The following is a 16973-nucleotide window of genomic DNA, read 5'->3' as shown; positions in this document are numbered from 1 at the left end:
CCGTGGATACAGCCAATGCAAATATGATGAATTTGGAGTCGAAACAGCTGTTGAAATGAATCTGCTACCTAATATTATGGGAAATTGATATATCTCAAAATCAGCAGGGGCATTAAAGAACTCATGGATCGCAGGTGCCGATATTGCATCATCTCCATCCACAAAACAGAAGTGGCTGGAATTGCAAATGCTTAAAAGATAATTCCGTGAAGGGCCTGGGCCGAGATTATTGCTATTTCGGTAAATCCTAACTTCGAGCTTGGGATAGCAATTAAGGCTGAATAAGAGATCTTTGCTTTTATCGCGAGACGAGCAATCGTCGCAGATGAACACTCTGACTGAAGATATGATGTCGCTTGACAGGCCGGATGCTAGATTAAGCAGTGATTCTGTTATGATATCCCATTGGTTGTAGCAAAGATAGAAGACGGTTAGGTTGCGGACTGGCTTACTATTGTTTTCGGCAGTCATAATGGGCAGAAAACAAGAAGCTGCAAGGGTGCAAATAATACAGCCTCGTTGCAATATGTACTTTCCAAATAAACCGCTTTATAATTCAAGTGTGTTTGCTCTGATTTCGTAGGAAGGTTATGGGGCTCACGTCATGAGGCTCAGGCTGTCCATCAATGTCCAAGGACAAAGATAAGGCAGGGTTACGGCGCAGCAAAGCTAGGAGGCTGTAGAGCTCTGCTTCAGTGAGGTTGGTGTTCGGGGGTAGGCCATCCCGCAACATAAACACCAATGCCGCTGGAATCGCAAAGAACTTGCCTTAGCAGGATTGCAACCTATCAGCCCCTAACCGCTGTAGGGCCAGTGACATCACCCACTTCATACCACAGTGTCAAGCGCAGCGGTGGAGAGCTTCTTCTCCACCCTCAAACTTGAATTGCCTCTCGATGACGAAGGCGAGATCTTGAACAACCCCCCAGCACTAGATCAGCAAGTTTGTCTTATAGATAGAGAGTTACTGCAGTCACAAGCTTTATCACTCGACAATAGGCTGCCTTAGCTCTATCGACTATGAGCAGCAGTTTGTCAAAACTTATACACTAAAATTGCTAAAGCTTCACGCCTCTCCAACGAACCGGGGTAATTCCAAAGGCAAGGATGGAGAAACGGAGATGCTTAGTAATCGAACCAGACTATTGCACTAAGCTTAATATCTGAACGACAAATTGTTCGCATGACGCACTTTAGAGAGGCTATGATAAAACCCTCAAAAAAAATTAAACGGCTCTTATGGGTTTATGGCAGGCAGAAGTCTGCGATGCTTGGCGATCCTGTCTGCTATCTTAAATGAACACTTATTATGGCTAAATGCCTTGAGGTACAGAGTTACAGCTGCTAATGATTATCGGGACCCCGAGGCGGATAATGCTTGGCAGCCTTTGCATTAATTTAAGTCTGTGAGGCTATGATGGCATCAGTTGCTTAATAATATAAAAGAGTGATTGAAGCAGTTTTATGGGTATGCCTATGAGCTTGCTTCGTAGCGGCAAGCTACTAAGAAACACTAGATGTAAGCCTTGAATGTGAGGATTGGAGGCTATTAGGCCAATTTGTTTGCAACTAGCCCCACCCAGCTCAAAGCGCTGCAGGGGGATTCCGATCAGAAACGTCGGGCGACGAGCGAGCATTGAAAGCATATTATATATAAACAACAAATCCGCCTGGACTCCGGCATTAGTATTAAATTTGACTAGCTTAGCGAGGCTAGTTTTAGAAATAAATCCTGGATGGGGATAGGCCATCCCCAGCGAAAGATGAACTAGCGATAAACGAGCAGATAATATACTTGAAAACAGAAACGAGGACGCTCCAGGTGAAGGACCGCAGACAAGAACGTCAAAACAAAAGACATCCTCGTCCAAATCTAATAATAGCTTCAAAAATGGAAATGAATCTTCTATCAGTGTGTCATCAGAGTTAAGAGTAACACAATAATCTCCGAGTGCAGCAGAAAGGCATATATTCATTCCATCATATATGCCAGCATCTGGATAGCATGAATAACGGATATGCGAATAAGAATTAATGAGAAGTTCCGCTTCTTCTGAGGTTGAGCCACCTTCGTGAATAATATGCTCAAAGTTCAGATAATTCAGCAAGGGCAGTGTCGATCGGATGCACCTCGCCAGCCTAGGGTCACTGCGTGTAGTGGTAAGAATGGAAAGTAAGCATGACCCATTTGGATTAGACGTCACAATGTTTTATGTGCTGTGAGGATCAGGGAAAATAAATGCAATTGTAGCAATGTCAGAAAATAATGAAGAACTAACCAGGAGAACTGGGCGGATAGGCTAGATTCAAGTGATGCAATCACTCAAGAATCTCTTGGTAAAGATTAAGATACTGGCGAGCGATGACCCGTGAATCAAACCGCTTTAGAGCGGTTTCTCGGCATTCTGATCGCATGGCCTGATAGTGGTCAGGCGGAAGGCCCAAAACCCAGTCGATTCCTCTAGCAAGATCAGCGGCATCAAAAGGCTGTGCCTTGTAGCCAGTGCGCTTGTGATCAACGATATCCCTCGGTCCAGTGGCATTGAAGCAGACAGCGGGCGTGCCACACGCCAACGATTCAGCTAGCGTCTTGCCGAAGGCCTCCATCCGGGATGGCGCAACAAAGAGATCGGCAGCGCTGTAGGCAAGCCGCAGAGAGATTGAATCCGCCAAGAAGCCAAGGTGGATTTGTGGGATCAAAATGGAAGCCATTGCTGCCTTTGCGGCATGGCCGAAGGTGACTACATGGATGTCATCTCTTGCAAGGTATCGGATGGCATCTAGAAAAAGATCAAATCCTTTATAAAAATCTGTTAGCTTCTGGGCTCCAATAAGAATGATCTTGTTAGCAGATGGCAAGCTAAGCAGTGATCTGGCAGTGCCTTGGTCTGTAGGGGCAAATACACGCGTATCAATATTATTGCTGATTGTCCGTACTGAGTGATTAGCAAACACAGCCGACGAAGATGCCGCATTACTAAGCCAAAAGCTGATGCCAACAGGTTGTAGTTTGGCAGGCAGGCATCTCCGTTTCATGGAGACAGTGAAGCGCGATATGTCAAAATATGATCTGCTCTGTAGCTGTGGGCATTTGCCACAGCCTTCTTGATAGCGGTTGCACTCCATCGAATAGTGGCAGCCACCGGTGAGGGGCCACATGTCACGCATCGTCCAGACGATCGGCTTTTTGACCTTCTGCAGAGAAGGTATTGCCACAAGCCCATTGATCCAGTGCAAATGGACTAAGTCCGCACTTTTGTAATCGGGCAAGCGAGTGAAATCAATTCCAGCTAGGCCCGTATTAAATATCCAGGGCCTACGCCTCCGATAAAGGCTTAAAGGGAGGTTCCCAATTCGCTGACTCAGCGCAAGCTCGATGCGCTTGTGCTGCGAGCAAGCCGTGAGGGCGATTACCGATTCATCACCGTAGGAATCACCGCCGGAGATAAGAAGCTTTGAATTTACACCTATTTTGCACTGCGCCTGGTGGAGAAGATACGAGCCTTTGGCCGCCCCACCAGAGAGCTCCCCAGCTGCGATGTGTAGAATCTTCATCGATTAACTGGCGGCCATAATAGAACGACAAAATATATGATGTCAATGGAACATATCGTGCTGTTGAACGCGATTGTGCCTGGCATCCTTCCCCGATTCAAAGGGGTCTGCAAGCGCCTTCAACAAGGAAATCTAAAATCCTATCCACAATCTGTTTTGCAATGCGTTATCCTCCTATTCCAGCGGATCGCTTGCCGAGTTGGCCAACAACTGCTGCAATCAGCCCTTGAAGGTCCTCACCGCCTACGCCCTATTTCTTGAGTATCTTAGCGACGATAGCCTGTTGATCCTCTCTGGAACCAAATCTGCCCTTAAAGCTGACAAGGCTGGAGCAGGTAATTTCGCCAGTGATCCCGAAAAGCTGCTATTATGGCTACATTTTTATTGGGCTGGGCGGGAAGATAGCCGACACGCTGCAACTCACAAAATGCGGCCCCTCGTGTTCCACCACCTTGGCTGCACCGAAGACGGGCCCAGCATGCGGGGTCAGCAGATCCTCCAGGCTGCAGCACAGTTCTTATAATTAACTTCGTGAATTTGCGTTTCAATGTAGGGTCGATTCATGGCCCCCCTTGCCCAGTTGCATGCAATGTTGAGCGGCCTCCTGCGTCATCAATGTATTGCTCGTGGCACGCACCATCTGAGGCTTCTGGGCTTGATGGAGGATGGGCTGCAGTTCGCAAAATGTGGTGTTGAAGAGTAATCAACTTGTAGGGGTGCCGAACTGTTCAGCTCTCAAGCAGGTCTTTTGGGGTTGTCGTTGGTGAATTCTCAGGCACCTGCTGTTTGGCATGGAAGCCCTAGCGGTTGGCGAGTGGGTGTGAGCTTTACAAACAGCACCGGATCACTAACGTCATCGAGCCCAGACCTCACCCGATGCAAATCTCAGCCAGCTGCAACTGCAGCCCGGGGAACTCCGCGCTGGCCTCCAGCACGGGACCCTGCTCCAGCTGTTGCGGTTCGCCATTGGCGAGCCTTACCTCCTCGGCCTGCGCGTGTGGCAGCAGCCAGACCAGCCTGGCGCCATTGCCTTGATAGGCGGCCATCTTCTTGCGCAATGCAGTCACTCCCGGTGGACCCTCATCACTGGAGCTGGCCAGATTCACCACTAGGTCGGGGATAGAGCGACGGAAAGACGTGGCGTTTATCCGGGCTGCGAACCGAAACCTTTGGCAAGCGGAAGCCGCTTCCATAAGTAGAAGCTGGATGGTTGGGTAGGTCAATTTCTGGATTCCTGGGATTCCATAGCGTCGATCTTCTGGCTTATCACCGATCCCAGCACGCCCGCATAGCCCCAGCAATCTGCAGGCTCGATGCCATCTAGAAGATCTTTAATAATGCTGCCAGCTAATTCACCTTCCCGGCCTTCCCACTCCGTGTCGTAAGTAGCGCTGTAAGTCTGCACTGCTATCGAATCTATTTTGCGATGACCAGCAATTACTTCGCCAATCAAGTGAATGATAGCATCTATATCTTTGGCTTCGGCGCTCAACCCATTTTTCACAAAGCCGTAGTAATCCCGTGTGCTTACAGGCGAGATTTCAAAATAAATGGGCACTAAGCCCGCAACTGCAGCCTCTAGGTGAATGCTGCTATTGGCCGCAACAAGCACGACAAGCTGCGCTAAAAAATTACCGACTGGCTCAAGTAATGGTTCGCTAAATGTGACGGATGGATTCGATGAGCATGCTTTACGAAACTCATCGGCTTTTTCCCTGCTCATCGCAGGGTGCCAACGCAACAGCACTGGATATCCGGCTTGACTAATCGCAGTAGCAATCTTCATCACATCCTGCATGTTATCTAATGGTTTAATGGCCAATCCAACAGTATTGGACGATACTTCTTTGGAGCGATGAATAGATTTCTTCTGGCCTGTCAAGAACAGATGCCTTTGATTCGGTTTTGCTGCGATATCAGGCTTATTTGATTCGCATTTGATATAAGTATGCATTGCCTTTTCTCCATCAAGAAGACTGTAATCAAAAACGAGAGCTGGAAATAACTGTGAAACAGAGGCATGCTGCAGATAAGCTGTTTTGATGCCTTTTACTCTTGCCAGTGCTAGCAAACATCTCTGGGGCGTATTGTGATCATTGCTCACCAGAATAAGTCGCGGGTTTATTGTGGCCAGCTTCTTATCGAAATAGACTAGATAGATATGACAGCGCAGAAACTCATCTAAGAACCACTGCCCCAGCCTTTGATCTTTGCCTGCTAGATGCCACCATATAACCGGCGTTCGAATTATCGTTAGTAAAGCAACTTTTAACACACCAACTGGGCTAAGTGTTATCCATTCATGTTCATCACATGCAAACCTTTCTAATATGGTAATTGCACTATGGCCACTAGTCACGGCGTGAACAGAAACACCTTGGCTGCGAAGATGCTTTACTGTTGTAGCCAATGAACTTGCTTGGTTGGCGGTCTGTGCTATTACGAGTACATCTACCGAAGGATGCTCACGAGCTGACAATTTAAACCGAACAGACCTTATCAATTCACGAGTATATGCAACCAGACGTAGCGGCAACCCTGAGTAACGTGGTTTAGGCGGAATTCCGGAAGCACGTTCATTAAACATCTGGCCCAAAAGATATGCAGCCCAAACTTCTGGCTCATAATGCAAAGCAAGTAATATTCTCTGAAGCCAGTTCATCTATTTTCTTTGAGTAGATTAAGTAATGGCTGAGGAACTGGTATGCCATATAGATTCCAGTATTCAGCTTGCACTGGGTCGGCTTGTCCCAACAACGCGGTGAGCCGCTTATGATCAGCTATTGTATCAATAGTTAGTTGAAGCTTGCTATCGTCTCTAGCCTGAGTCATCGATAGTAGAGAAAGCTCGGCACGCTTCCGGTAAAGATGGGCAGTGACATGTTCACACTCAGCATCATCCGCGCTGGAGGCTAGTGCTTGATAAGCTGAGGCAGCTACCCATTCCACGGCCACGCCGTAAGGGAAACGGCGCTCAAAAAGATTACTGATTAGTACGGCACGATTCAGATGAGTCATTGCCTGCTGTGCCAGACGCGGTGAGAAAAAAGGCGAATCACCATTCACTCGCAGGAAATGCGACGCCCCTGTGGCATGTATGGCTTGAATGGTACGCCGAACAAGATTGACAGCATCTCCACGCACCACCTGAACTCCAAGAGCTGCGCCCATTTCAGCCAGCCCGTCATCTACTCCTCGATTCGAAGTCACAAGGGCGCAGGACTCGGCCCCAACCATGCGGGCGCGGTTCAGGACTATGCTCAAAAGTGGGCCGCCAGAACCTAGAGCTATCAGTGCCTTGCCAGGTAGACGCTTAGAATCGTTACGCGCATAGACAAAGACTGCACGATGCATGGCTTAGTCAGCTTTTTCCGCAGATTCAGACATGCTCATGCCTTTTTCTGACATTTCTCGACCCCAATAGTCCTTGGCAGCCTGCCACCTCGACTCCACGACCTTCACAGCGTGAGATGGGCCAAGTGCGGCATGTCGAGCAACATCGACTTCCAGTCGCTTACCAACTAGAACCGCCGGATCAGTGACGGTGAACTCAGTGCTAGGCCTTACGAATAGTAGATCCTCCGGGCGTAGTAAATGGCCTGCCGGCAAATCGCGCGCTGCATAGACCCCCCTTCGCGCACGGATGCGTGTGACCTGCTCGCGGTCTGACAGGTGATTAGCGGGGCGACTGAGCGAGGCAGTGGCAGCAGTCAGGGTGCGAACATAATTTTCTAGACCCAACCCATCCAACGCATGACGATGATCGAAACCAGGCAGGCGCTGGTCTGTTGTAAAATGCTTCTCAAAGAAATCGGCTCCCTGCATCAATGCCATAGCCGCGGAAATGTTGTCGCCCGTATGGTCTGAGTAACCCACAGGAAGCCCGAAGGCTCGCTTGAGCATTCCTAAGCGCTGAGTATTCGCATCTTCTAGCGGGCACGGATAGGCTGAGACGCAATGCATCAGCTGTAGGTCAGTCTTCGGATGTGACGCACGCACACAACGCAACATTGTGTCGATTTCAGCGAGCGTTGCCATCCCAGTTGAGACGATAACCCGATCGAAAAAGGTACAAGCCTTCTCGATCAACGCGTGATTCGTCAGATCCGTCGAGGCAATCTTGACATATGGCGCGCCCAACCGCCTCAGCAGAGCTAATCCTTCCTGGCAGAAGACCGACGCCGATACAGGGATACCCTTCGCTTTGGCATGGTCCCAAATGTGTCTCCAATCGCCCTCGGACAACTCTTCAGACCTACGCTGGTCGAAAACGGGGTTGGGCACATAACCTTTACCATCATAGAAATCATCCAAATAGAGGCCCTTAGCCAGGATGAACTGGAACTTAACCGAACTAGCTCCTACCCGCGCAGCTAGATCAATTAGGGCACAGGCGCGGTCAGGATCACCATTGTGGTTGCTTCCGGCCTCAGCGATAATTTCGGGGGCTTTTGTCATTGGGATTTCTCCTCAAGGATTGTTCGGATATCTTCTGCGAGACGAGTGGAACGTGCCGCGCCGTTCAGTTTAAGTGCTGCACTGTGCATCGCTTCCAACTCTTCTCTATCGTCCAGCAGAGTCGACAGTGCATATTGCATGTAAATGTGACGTTCGATTATCCGCAACGCACCACTCTTCACTAGCCCTATATTCTTGGCATTACCTGATGGCGTACTTAGAGAGATTGTTGGCAATCCTTGAGCAATAGCCTCTGCGAGCATTACTCCATCACCGCCAACAAACACATTTATGCCTTGTAGTAAATCCCATGGTCGATCAGCGTGCAATACGTGATGCAAATCGGTTTTGACTGGGGGCAGGCTACGAGGATCAATCACTTTAACCCCGGCCACCTGTGGCAAGGCATCAAGTACAGACAACACAGTGTTTGGCTCCATAGAGTCCACTCCCCCTGACAAACAAAGACCGATTTCCAACTTTGAAAAATCTAGTTTACGCAGATGTAGGCCATGGGCAGTGGCAAAGGCGTAATCTGTCTTGATATGCAGCGTTGCTCCATCCGGCAGATTATCGAGCAAGCCAAAAGGAGCAGAGCGGACCAGTGCATGGCTGATGATATCTACACGATTAAAGACTGGCGAGATCAGAATCCGCGGAGCATAGCTCTGCAATACATCAGCCTGCATGCGATCCAGAGTGATTGCATCGATCACCAATGCGGACGGAGCTGCCGGAAGTGCATCTATCGGCTCTAGGCCCAATGCGCGAGCTTTTGCTGCACCCTGAGCATCAGAATCTAGATACAAAGTGCAATTAAAACCCATAACCTGCAACATCCCTATGATCGCCCGCGATCGAGACAGATGTCCCATGCCGATGCGGCTTCCTGCCTGGACATGAAATACCACCAGAGAGGAAGGATTTGCCATTATCACGAACGTAATCCCGTCTTAAGATAGTTTTCCATCAATCTCTTGAAGTTAGTCATGTGATCGAACTGTATATCAGTTTTCGCCTGCCAATCTGTCTTCAGCTGCGCATGTTGTTGAGGCCCGTATCCTCCCAAGCTTATTGACTTGGTTAGTGATTCAACAAATCTATCACCCAATTCTACTAAATTTAATCGCGCTGAGGTCAGCCCAAGATCATCAAAAAGGGAATCCGCCCGTTCGTCATAAACGATATTCACTGTTGGTGTTCCGAATGAAATTGCTGGAAGTGATGCATGTAGTCGATAGCTGACTACCATCTGGGCTGCTCTCAATAATGCCAAATATTGATAAACATCATTGGTGTATACAGAATCAACTTGCTTTGTATAGCGAAATGCAGTTGCAAAATCAAGATCGCGGCTGTCATTGCATAAGATACGGATGCGCTTATGTCCGGCTGATCGTAGCGCATCGATAGCACTTTCGATATGCGATTGAATCCGGCTCTGATATCTGTAGGGTACATTCATTAACTGTGGAGTGCGCACTGAAATCAATGCGCCAACATCCTCGTTTTCAGGCAACTCAGGCAAATTATTCGCATAGCGGTTCATGTTGATTGTTGGACACCACCCAATTAGCTCGCGAGCATCAATACATTGTAAATATCCTTGTGTGGCACTATCGCGTGACATAGATATATCTGCTCGCCTCAGAAGTGCTGTAAGCTTGGCATCTGGAATCACATCTGACCGGTCTGACAATTGCCCATGCCTGTCATAAATCCGTCCACGCGAATTAGAGAACAACATCAAGGGCGGCTTCAGCGCCGCAAGCGCTCGTGCATCAACAGCTATTTCATCGTTTTCATAAAGATTTCCACCGCCGACGATGACCCCATCGGCAAACCGGTTGATCTCATGCACAGTGGCAGGAGTCAACCCAGCCTTTGTAGTGCACTCATGTTTGCTGGTGGCGGGGTAATCGATGATCGACACCAGCCTTCCAAAGGTCTCGTAAAGCATATGTCGCAGAGCAAAATGAATGGCATGATTCCCGACGTTGTAGCCAAGAGGGCGGATGTTGGCGATTGTGTACATTTAGGCCTTCATGTGGTTTTGTTTGGTGTCTTTTGCGTCTAAGCCAGAGGCGATCTTGTCAGTCATGATGGCATCGACAAGATAGATCTGCTGAGGCACATACCCAATGGCTTGATTCTGAACGCGTTTGTTGTGTTAGGTGTTGCCTGGGCTTTCAACTTCTAGCTTGCTTTCTTTGGCTTCGAGCAGGCCAAGGACTAAGTCAAGTGTTATTTTTTACCGCTGCCTGGCGTGGCGACCAAGCTCACCGTATTTTAACAGAGAATGTTAGGCTAACGTTATTAGAGTTCGATGCAAGATGTTGGGTTGGCGATGTTGAGTATGTTTAAGGATGATTGCATTTTTAGAATGATAGAGCCTTGGTTTGAGTTTGGGCGCGTGTCGCAGATTCATCAGTTCGTCATGTGGCACATTAAGTGCCTGGTCGGCCATAGCGATGGCTCCTAAGTAAGAGGTCGCGATCAACTTGTGACCAGAGTGAGTGCTAAAACTCACCAATTTCATGTTATCAAAACAGATCACGGTTGGATCACTGCCTGCGCGTGCTCCGCTCCCTTGCCAACACCTGCTCCGGAACCCCGTCATCCACCACCGTCCCCTGCTCCAAGCGAATTACCCGATCACAGCGTTGCACCGTGGTCAACCGGTGAGCAATCATCACGATTGTCAGCTCCTCGCTCAACGCGTTCACCGCGTCGATCAATGCCTGTTCAGTGTCTGTATCAAGCGCACTAGTTGCCTCATCTAACACCAGCACTCGCGCCTGCTTATACAGCGCCCGGGCAATGCCGATGCGTTGGCGCTGGCCGCCGCTGAGGCGAATGCCCCGCTCGCCCACCAAGCTCCCGTAACCCTCCGGGCTGGCCTCAATGAAGCTGGCGATCTGGGCCTGCTCGCCCGCCTGCTGCACGCGGGCTAGGTCGATCCGCTGGCGTGCCACGCCAAAGGCGATGTTTTCGGCAACCGAGGTGTCGGCCAGGTAGATGCTCTGTGGCACATGGGCAATTGCTGCCCGCCAGGCCGCCAGTCTCTCGGGATGAGCTGGATCATGCAGATCCGCCCCATCCACCAGCACCCTTCCACACGTTGGTTCTAGCAGGCCCATCAGCAGGTCCACCGTGGTGCTCTTGCCGCTGCCGGTGGTGCCGATCAAGCCAATCCGCTCGCCGCGGCGGATCTCCAACTCCACCCCCCGCAACACCTCTGGCTGCCCCGGGCCGTAGCGGAAGTGCACTCCCTCCAGACGTATACCCGCACGCAGCGGCATTGGTTCATTTACGCGCACTATTGGCTCCAGGGGTTGGTTAAGCATTGCCAGCACAGCCGCGATGTTTGCGTTGGCACCTTTCAGTACCGCCCAGCCGCTGTACACCTGCTGCAGCGATGGCAGTAGCCGTTGGGCGCCGAGGGCCAGTGCCCCTAGCAACGGGATAGTGGCGCCGCCCGTCCCCTTCTGCAGCACCAGTAGCCCGCCCATCAGAGCAATCGCCACCATCCCCAGCGCCTCCATTGCATAGCGCGGAAACGCACCCAGGAACTGGTTCTTGGCCTGCAGCTGGCGCTGCGGCCTATCCGCCTGCCGGTAGATCGCCACATAGGTGGGCTGGTTGCCATCCAGCAGCACATCGCGGATCGCCCCCAGCCCCTCCTGCAGCGCCTTGATTTGCTGTTTGGCCGCGGCCGCAATCCACTGACTGTTGCGCTGCAGCTCCCGGCGGGTCGTTATTGCCAGCAGCCCATACACACTGGCAAACAGCGCCGACGCCCCCAGCGCCACCGCCCAATCAATCAGCAGTAGGCCCGCCAGCAGCCCCAGCGCCACCACCGCCGCCGTCACCAGCTGCAGCAGCGCCGTGAGCGCAGCCACTGTGCCACCGATTTGGGTGGTGGTGCCCGTAATCACACCCGCGCTGTTGCGCTGTACATGCATCCGATAGGGCTGATACAGCGTGCGCCGGTAGGCCTCACAGCTCAGGTCGGAGCCCACCGCCGCCGCGAGCCGGCCATTCAGCCACAGGTTCGCCAGCCGGATCAGCGCCGCCAGCACCGCCGCCGCCGCAAACGCCAGCGTGGCGGGTATCAGAAGTTCCCTTCCCCCTGTGAAGCCCGCCCGGCTGAACAGCGCATTTACTAGAGGTTGTTGCCACAACCGTTCGGGGTCGCTGAGCACCGCCAGAAACGGCAGTACAGCCCCCAGCGACACCAGCTCCGCCACGCCACTGGCTAGCATTACCACCAGAAGCAAGCCCAGCTGGATGCGCCGGCGCCAGCTTAGATGGCTCCAGATGCCTAGCAGCAGTGTGCGGGTCGATGGGGGCTGTGTTCTTGTTTTTCTCTCATGCATAAAAATTGATCCGATATTAGATTGCGATAAGAGTCCTCGAGACTTTAGTGCTTGGGGATGGTAAGGAATCTCTGGGTAACAGAGGCTTGAGGGCTGCCTGAGCTCGACAGGTCTGTTTCTTGCCTCCACGTAACTCTGAGGCCATGTCCCGATGGCTCTATCTGCTCATTTCACCCTCGTCTGAATGGCAGCTGAGCCTGAATTGAGGTGATTGGGTACACTATCCCCATGCTCATTCTGCTGTCAGCAGCCGGCGACGGGCAAGGAATAGATTCGTCAGTGCTGACAGCACATGGATCTTGCAGCGCTTCTTGGCCAGGCCACGTAGACGGCTCTTTTGGAAAGCGAGAAACTTCTCGCGTTTGGTCTGCTTCTTGGCGGTGGTGAGCTCGTAATCCGAGAAGCCGAGCTGTTTGCCGCCCATCACCTCAGTCCTAGCCTGCGGTCAAGGCACCATTGTCGCGCGGAAGGCTTGGGTTTCCCAGAGCCTCCCTAAGCTTTTGTGTCTCACCACGTTGATCAGCAGAGCAGCCCGTTGAGCCGCTGCTGAGGGGATCGGCTGCCGAGGGCTGAGTGTTTCCTGATCCGGTTATAGATCGACAGGTAACGGGGTAGCCAGGGGTTCCGCTCCTGGGAGTTCTCGAACGGCATGGCATAGGCCCATTCCTTGCACAGGGTCTGGATAAACCGCTCGGCCTTGCCGTTCGTGCGAGGCGTGTAGGGCCTGGTGCGGATGTGCTTGAGCTTGAGGACGCTGCAGGCCTTGGCAAAGGCCTTGGAGATGTAGGCCGAACCGTTGTCGCTCATCACCTGACGGCACTCGACGCCCTGGCCGTTGAACCAGGCCACGGAGCGGCTCAGGAAGCCGATCGCAGTGGCTTGCTGCTCATCAGCAAGAACCTCCACATAGGCGAGCCGCGTGGCGTCGTCGATGGCCACGTGGACCCGGTCGTAGCCGACGCCTGTGGAACGGCCCTGCTGCCGGTTGCCGGTGATGCGGTGACCCACCTTGCGGAAGCGGGCCAGCTTCCACTGCTTCGCAGAAGCCTTCGGCTAGACGTCGATGTGAATCAGGTCGCCCGGCGTCTGGCGCTCATAACGCTTCGCCACAGGTTTGGGCTCCAGGTTCCGCAATCGCCCCAGGCCTAAGCGGTTCAGGCTCCTGGACACGGTGGAGAAGGGTGCAACCAGCGGCCGGGCGATATGACGCAGGTGCAGCCGCTGATGGCGCAGCTCCACGGCGCGCTGGAGGCGGTTCGGATCGAGCGTCCGCCGCTGGTTGTGGCGAACACTGCGTCGATCCGCCAGCGAGGGTGGTCCACCTGAGCGGTAGCGGGCCAGCCACTTGTAGGCACAGCGCAGTGAAATCCCTGCTTCTGCGGCCAGTTCTGCCAGGGGGCGATGGTCGTTGAGGTGTTGAGAAGCCAATCGCAGCCTGCCCTTCTGCGTCAGACGGGCATTGGCGTGTGTATGCATGGGACGTGAGGTCTCGGTTGGGCGGTGACACCTCAACCGGTAGCGACCTCACACCTCATTGGCTACTGAACAACTTGCTGAGACAGAACATCTAAGCATGTTCTTTGCTCTTGACTCTGCATTTGGCATTTTTGCTGAAGTGGCGTCCAGTTGTCGTGCCTGCATCTGTTAGCGCTGATCGATCACATTGCCAATGTATGTTCGTTAATTCGCAATCACTATGCTTTATTGATGGGGCGCGGCAATGTTTAATTGCAAGCAAGTCATGCGCGGCAATCAATATTGAACCCGCCGATGACTATGGTCGGATAGGACGAAGCATTAGATTACTCTTCTAAAAGCAAGAGCTATCGGTGATGTTTCTCCCAATTTAGCACTGGTTTATGACGAAGTTGAGGAGACGTCATACAGCTTGAATTGCTCTCCCCGCGAAGATACGTCATGGCAAAAGCTTCATGTCTACATAACTCTAATAGCTGACCGATGGATTTAAGCCTTAATTCGTTCTGATTTTGTCGCGGCTAACGGGCTAAGTTATTGCGAATTAATTTCCAATCAAGCTTCCTGGGTTTGTCCAGGCGGCCATGGTTTGGCTTAGTGAAATGCGCTTTGCGCTTTTAAGCAATTGTAATGCTGAATATCACGGTATTTGAAAACTTGGCAAGGATGGCCACCGGCTACGGCATATTTCGGTATATCTTTGACTACTACGCTCCCCGCTTGAATAACCGCGCCCTCGCCAATAGTGACTCCGCCTAGAACAATAACTCGACTTCCCAGCCAAACTTGATCTTCGATAATAATATCTTTATAAATGTATGTATTGTCGTACGGGATTTTCGTGCCAGTGTCAAAATTATGGTTTTGGGCAATCATTAGGCATTCTGGCCCAGAATGAAAATTATTGCCTATAACAACTTTGCCCCCACCGGTTATCATTATTCCGTTGAAATTAACATTATTGCCAAGCCAAGTGTTTTTGGTTATTGAAGACTTGCCGTTAACTTTTAAATTTTCCCCGCAGGCTTTAGCGGATCGCTTAACTCGCCAAGTGTAGTAATGCTTGACGAGTAAGCGCTGTTGCTTGAGCACTGAGAGTATTAAGTGACGCATGTTAAAATGCAGTTTTTGGCTAGTGTGTCGCCTGATTTTACTCAGCTAAAGCTAGTTTTGTGTAAATTAACTCATCGCCGCTGTGAATGGAGAGAGCTCGGCTAGGCTCCCTGACTACATCTGCCTCCTTGTTCTAGGCTTGTCTACTATGAGCTGATCTGGATAAGAGTTGTTCTAGTCGGCTATGCGCACGGCGTTGAGGGCCAGCACCGTCTTTGCACACCTGTTTGCCGATTGGAGTCCTCGGCATTGTGCATCTCTCACATGGCCTGGGGCAACGCGGCTGGTGATGCCAAGCTTTATATTCAATTCCTTATTGTTTTTGGGCTGAGTTGCCCTTGAACTGAGCCACAGTGCTGGCCAGGCCCTCCGCCAGGAGAATCCGGGCGCGCCAGCCCAAGGCCGCCAACCGGCTCACGTCCAGCTGTTTCTCCGGGGTGCCGTCGGGTTTGCTGGCATCCCAGTGGATCGTGCCCGAATAGCCCGTGGCCGCAGCCACCGCGTCCCCCAGCTCCCGGATCGTCAGATCCACCCCCGTGCCCACATTGAGGTGTTGCAGCTCGTCGGGGCCGGGCTGCCAGTGCTCCAGAGCAAACACGCAGGCCTCGCCCAGATCGTCCACATGCAGAAATTCCCGGAGGGGGGTGCCCGTTCGCCAGCAGGTCACCGCGGGGGCGCCGGCGTCGGCCGCCTCGCAGAAGCGGCGGATCAGGGCCGGCAACACGTGGCTGTTTTCGGGGTGGTAGTTGTCGCCCGGGCCGTAGAGGTTGGTGGGCATTAAGCTGATCGCATCAAAGCCCTGCTGCTGCCGCAGCGCCGCACAGAGCTTGAGGCCGGCGATCTTGGCGACGGCATACCACTCATTAGTCGCTTCCAGCGGCCCAGTGAGCAGGGCCTCCTCCCGGATCGGCTGCTCGGCGAATTTGGGGTAAATGCAGCTGCTGCCCAGAAACAGCAGCCGCCGCACCCCGCTGCGCAAGGCCGTTTCGATCACGGCGGTTTGGATCTTGAGGTTGTCGAGCAGGAAATCGGCCGGGTAGGTGGCGTTGGCATGGATGCCGCCCACCTTCGCCGCCGCCAGCACCACCACGGTGGGTTGGTGTTCGGCAAACCAGCGCTGCACCGCCTGGGCATCACGAAGATCGATCTCAGCGCGCGGGGCGGTGAGGAGGGCACCCCCCTAGGCTAGATCGCCATAACCGGCGCGCTGCAGCGCCCGGCCGATGGCGCTGCCCGCCATGCCGCGGTGGCTGGCCACGAAGATCCGGTCGGTCGTGGTGATCAGCGCACTCATGGTTGGGCAGCGGCCACGGCAGAGGGATTGGTGGGCGGGTTCTCCATTGAGCCCACCACGTTGAAGCCCTTCAGCCGCAGGATCGCCTCCTTGCGGGCTTCTTCTCGATCCGCCGTCACCATCTCGGCTACCAGCTCTTCGAGGGTGGTGGTGGGCGTCCAGCCCAGTTTCTCGCGCGCCTTCGTGGGATCGCCGAGCAGCGTTTCCACCTCAGCGGGGCGGAAGTAGCGCGGGTCGATCCGCACCACCACCTCGCCGCTGCTGCGGCGCCCCGTTTCCTGCACGCCGCTGCCCTCCCAGGTGAGGGCTCCCCAGCCCAGCTCCAAGGCCGTGAGCTCAATGAAGCGGCGCACCGATTCCTGCCGGCCCGTGGCGATCACGAAGTCTTCCGGGGTGCCGGGTTGCTGCAGCATCCGCCACTGCATCTCCACGTAGTCGCGGGCGTGGCCCCAGTCGCGCAGCGAATCGAGGTTGCCCATGTAGAGGCAGTCCTCCAGGCCCTCGTTGATGCGCGCCAGCCCCCGTGTGATTTTGCGCGTCACAAACGTTTCCCCGCGTCGCGGGGATTCGTGGTTGAACAGGATGCCGTTGCAGGCATACATGCCGTAGGCCTCGCGGTAGTTCACCGTGATCCAGTAGGCGTAGAGCTTGGCCACCCCGTAGGGGCTGCGCGGATAGAAGGGCGTGGTTTCCTTCTG

At 52.9% G+C, this 16973-nt stretch carries 14 protein-coding genes and 1 pseudogene; all 15 read right to left on the bottom strand.

Going from position 1 to position 16973, the window contains the following annotated elements; all coding sequences use genetic code 11:
* Positions 1–1412 precede the first annotated feature (1412 nt).
* Positions 1413–2204, bottom strand: coding sequence for a glycosyltransferase (locus H6G16_RS03230; protein ID WP_190388889.1), 792 nt, complete (start codon positions 2202–2204; stop codon positions 1413–1415).
* 115 nt (positions 2205–2319) lie between these two features.
* Entirely contained in the window at positions 2320–3555 is a 1236-nt protein-coding gene (locus H6G16_RS03225; protein WP_190388888.1) for a glycosyltransferase family 4 protein, read from the bottom strand.
* Positions 3556–4424: 869 nt separating this feature from the next.
* The gene (locus H6G16_RS03220) at positions 4425–4748 is read right to left on the bottom strand and encodes a Uma2 family endonuclease (protein ID WP_190388966.1); all 324 of its coding nucleotides are present in this window, start codon (positions 4746–4748) and stop codon (positions 4425–4427) included.
* A 26-nt stretch (positions 4749–4774) separates the two neighbouring features.
* Complete coding sequence (locus tag H6G16_RS03215; protein WP_190388887.1) at positions 4775–6217, bottom strand: hypothetical protein; 1443 nt, start codon at positions 6215–6217, stop codon at positions 4775–4777.
* Positions 6214–6909 carry an NTP transferase domain-containing protein gene (locus H6G16_RS03210; RefSeq protein ID WP_190388886.1) on the bottom strand — a complete coding sequence of 232 codons (696 nt, stop codon included), beginning with the start codon at positions 6907–6909 and terminating at the stop codon, positions 6214–6216. Before H6G16_RS03210 ends, H6G16_RS03215 begins: the two co-directional genes overlap by 4 nt.
* Positions 6910–6912: 3 nt before the next feature.
* Entirely contained in the window at positions 6913–8013 is a 1101-nt protein-coding gene (locus H6G16_RS03205) for an N-acetylneuraminate synthase family protein (RefSeq protein ID WP_190388885.1), read from the bottom strand.
* Positions 8010–8945 carry a hypothetical protein gene (locus tag H6G16_RS03200; protein WP_190388884.1) on the bottom strand — a complete coding sequence of 312 codons (936 nt, stop codon included), beginning with the start codon at positions 8943–8945 and terminating at the stop codon, positions 8010–8012. Before H6G16_RS03200 ends, H6G16_RS03205 begins: the two co-directional genes overlap by 4 nt.
* A 2-nt stretch (positions 8946–8947) precedes the next feature.
* Positions 8948–10048: a polysaccharide pyruvyl transferase family protein gene (locus H6G16_RS03195; RefSeq protein ID WP_190388883.1), complete on the bottom strand. Its 1101-nt coding sequence runs from the start codon at positions 10046–10048 to the stop codon at positions 8948–8950.
* A gap of 529 nt (positions 10049–10577) precedes the next feature.
* Positions 10578–12278, bottom strand: coding sequence for an ABC transporter ATP-binding protein (locus tag H6G16_RS03190; RefSeq protein WP_242036147.1), 1701 nt, complete (start codon positions 12276–12278; stop codon positions 10578–10580).
* A 346-nt stretch (positions 12279–12624) separates the two neighbouring features.
* On the bottom strand, positions 12625–12816 hold the full coding sequence (locus H6G16_RS03185; RefSeq protein ID WP_190388882.1) for a hypothetical protein: 192 nt from the start codon (positions 12814–12816) through the stop codon (positions 12625–12627).
* Between the two features lie 95 nt (positions 12817–12911).
* Positions 12912–13400 carry an integrase core domain-containing protein gene (locus H6G16_RS12955; protein ID WP_347238773.1) on the bottom strand — a complete coding sequence of 163 codons (489 nt, stop codon included), beginning with the start codon at positions 13398–13400 and terminating at the stop codon, positions 12912–12914.
* 45 nt (positions 13401–13445) lie between these two features.
* Positions 13446–13868 (bottom strand): leucine zipper domain-containing protein, encoded by a 423-nt coding sequence (locus tag H6G16_RS12950; protein WP_277874968.1) that lies wholly within the window; start codon positions 13866–13868, stop codon positions 13446–13448.
* Between the two features lie 594 nt (positions 13869–14462).
* Positions 14463–14960 carry an acyltransferase gene (locus tag H6G16_RS13255; protein WP_347238772.1) on the bottom strand — a complete coding sequence of 166 codons (498 nt, stop codon included), beginning with the start codon at positions 14958–14960 and terminating at the stop codon, positions 14463–14465.
* A 334-nt stretch (positions 14961–15294) separates the two neighbouring features.
* A pseudogene (locus H6G16_RS03170) lies at positions 15295–16275 on the bottom strand (GDP-L-fucose synthase).
* On the bottom strand, positions 16272–16973 hold a 702-nt coding region (locus H6G16_RS03165; RefSeq protein WP_190388880.1), incomplete at its 5' end, for a GDP-mannose 4,6-dehydratase. The gene H6G16_RS03165 and the pseudogene H6G16_RS03170, both read right to left, overlap by 4 nt.

This window comes from Cyanobium sp. FACHB-13342, assembly GCF_014697415.1.
Classification (GTDB): Bacteria; Cyanobacteriota; Cyanobacteriia; order PCC-6307; family Cyanobiaceae; genus Cyanobium_A.
Note: the sequence above shows the minus strand (reverse complement) of the source record. Positions and strands in the feature narration are given on the sequence as shown.

Excerpts from the sequence above, each read along its gene's own strand:
- H6G16_RS03190 (WP_242036147.1), bottom strand. The coding sequence starts at position 12,278 with ATGCTAGCCAGTGGCGTGGCGGAGCTGGTGTCGCTGGGGGCTGTACTG.
- H6G16_RS03195 (WP_190388883.1), bottom strand. The coding sequence starts at position 10,048 with ATGTACACAATCGCCAACATCCGCCCTCTTGGCTACAACGTCGGGAAT.
- H6G16_RS03225 (WP_190388888.1), bottom strand. The coding sequence starts at position 3,555 with ATGAAGATTCTACACATCGCAGCTGGGGAGCTCTCTGGTGGGGCGGCC.
- H6G16_RS03220 (WP_190388966.1), bottom strand. The coding sequence starts at position 4,748 with ATGGAAGCGGCTTCCGCTTGCCAAAGGTTTCGGTTCGCAGCCCGGATA.
- H6G16_RS03185 (WP_190388882.1), bottom strand. The coding sequence starts at position 12,816 with ATGGGCGGCAAACAGCTCGGCTTCTCGGATTACGAGCTCACCACCGCC.
- H6G16_RS12950 (WP_277874968.1), bottom strand. The coding sequence starts at position 13,868 with ATGCATACACACGCCAATGCCCGTCTGACGCAGAAGGGCAGGCTGCGA.
- H6G16_RS03210 (WP_190388886.1), bottom strand. The coding sequence starts at position 6,909 with ATGCATCGTGCAGTCTTTGTCTATGCGCGTAACGATTCTAAGCGTCTA.
- H6G16_RS03205 (WP_190388885.1), bottom strand. The coding sequence starts at position 8,013 with ATGACAAAAGCCCCCGAAATTATCGCTGAGGCCGGAAGCAACCACAAT.
- H6G16_RS03215 (WP_190388887.1), bottom strand. The coding sequence starts at position 6,217 with ATGAACTGGCTTCAGAGAATATTACTTGCTTTGCATTATGAGCCAGAA.
- H6G16_RS03200 (WP_190388884.1), bottom strand. The coding sequence starts at position 8,945 with ATGGCAAATCCTTCCTCTCTGGTGGTATTTCATGTCCAGGCAGGAAGC.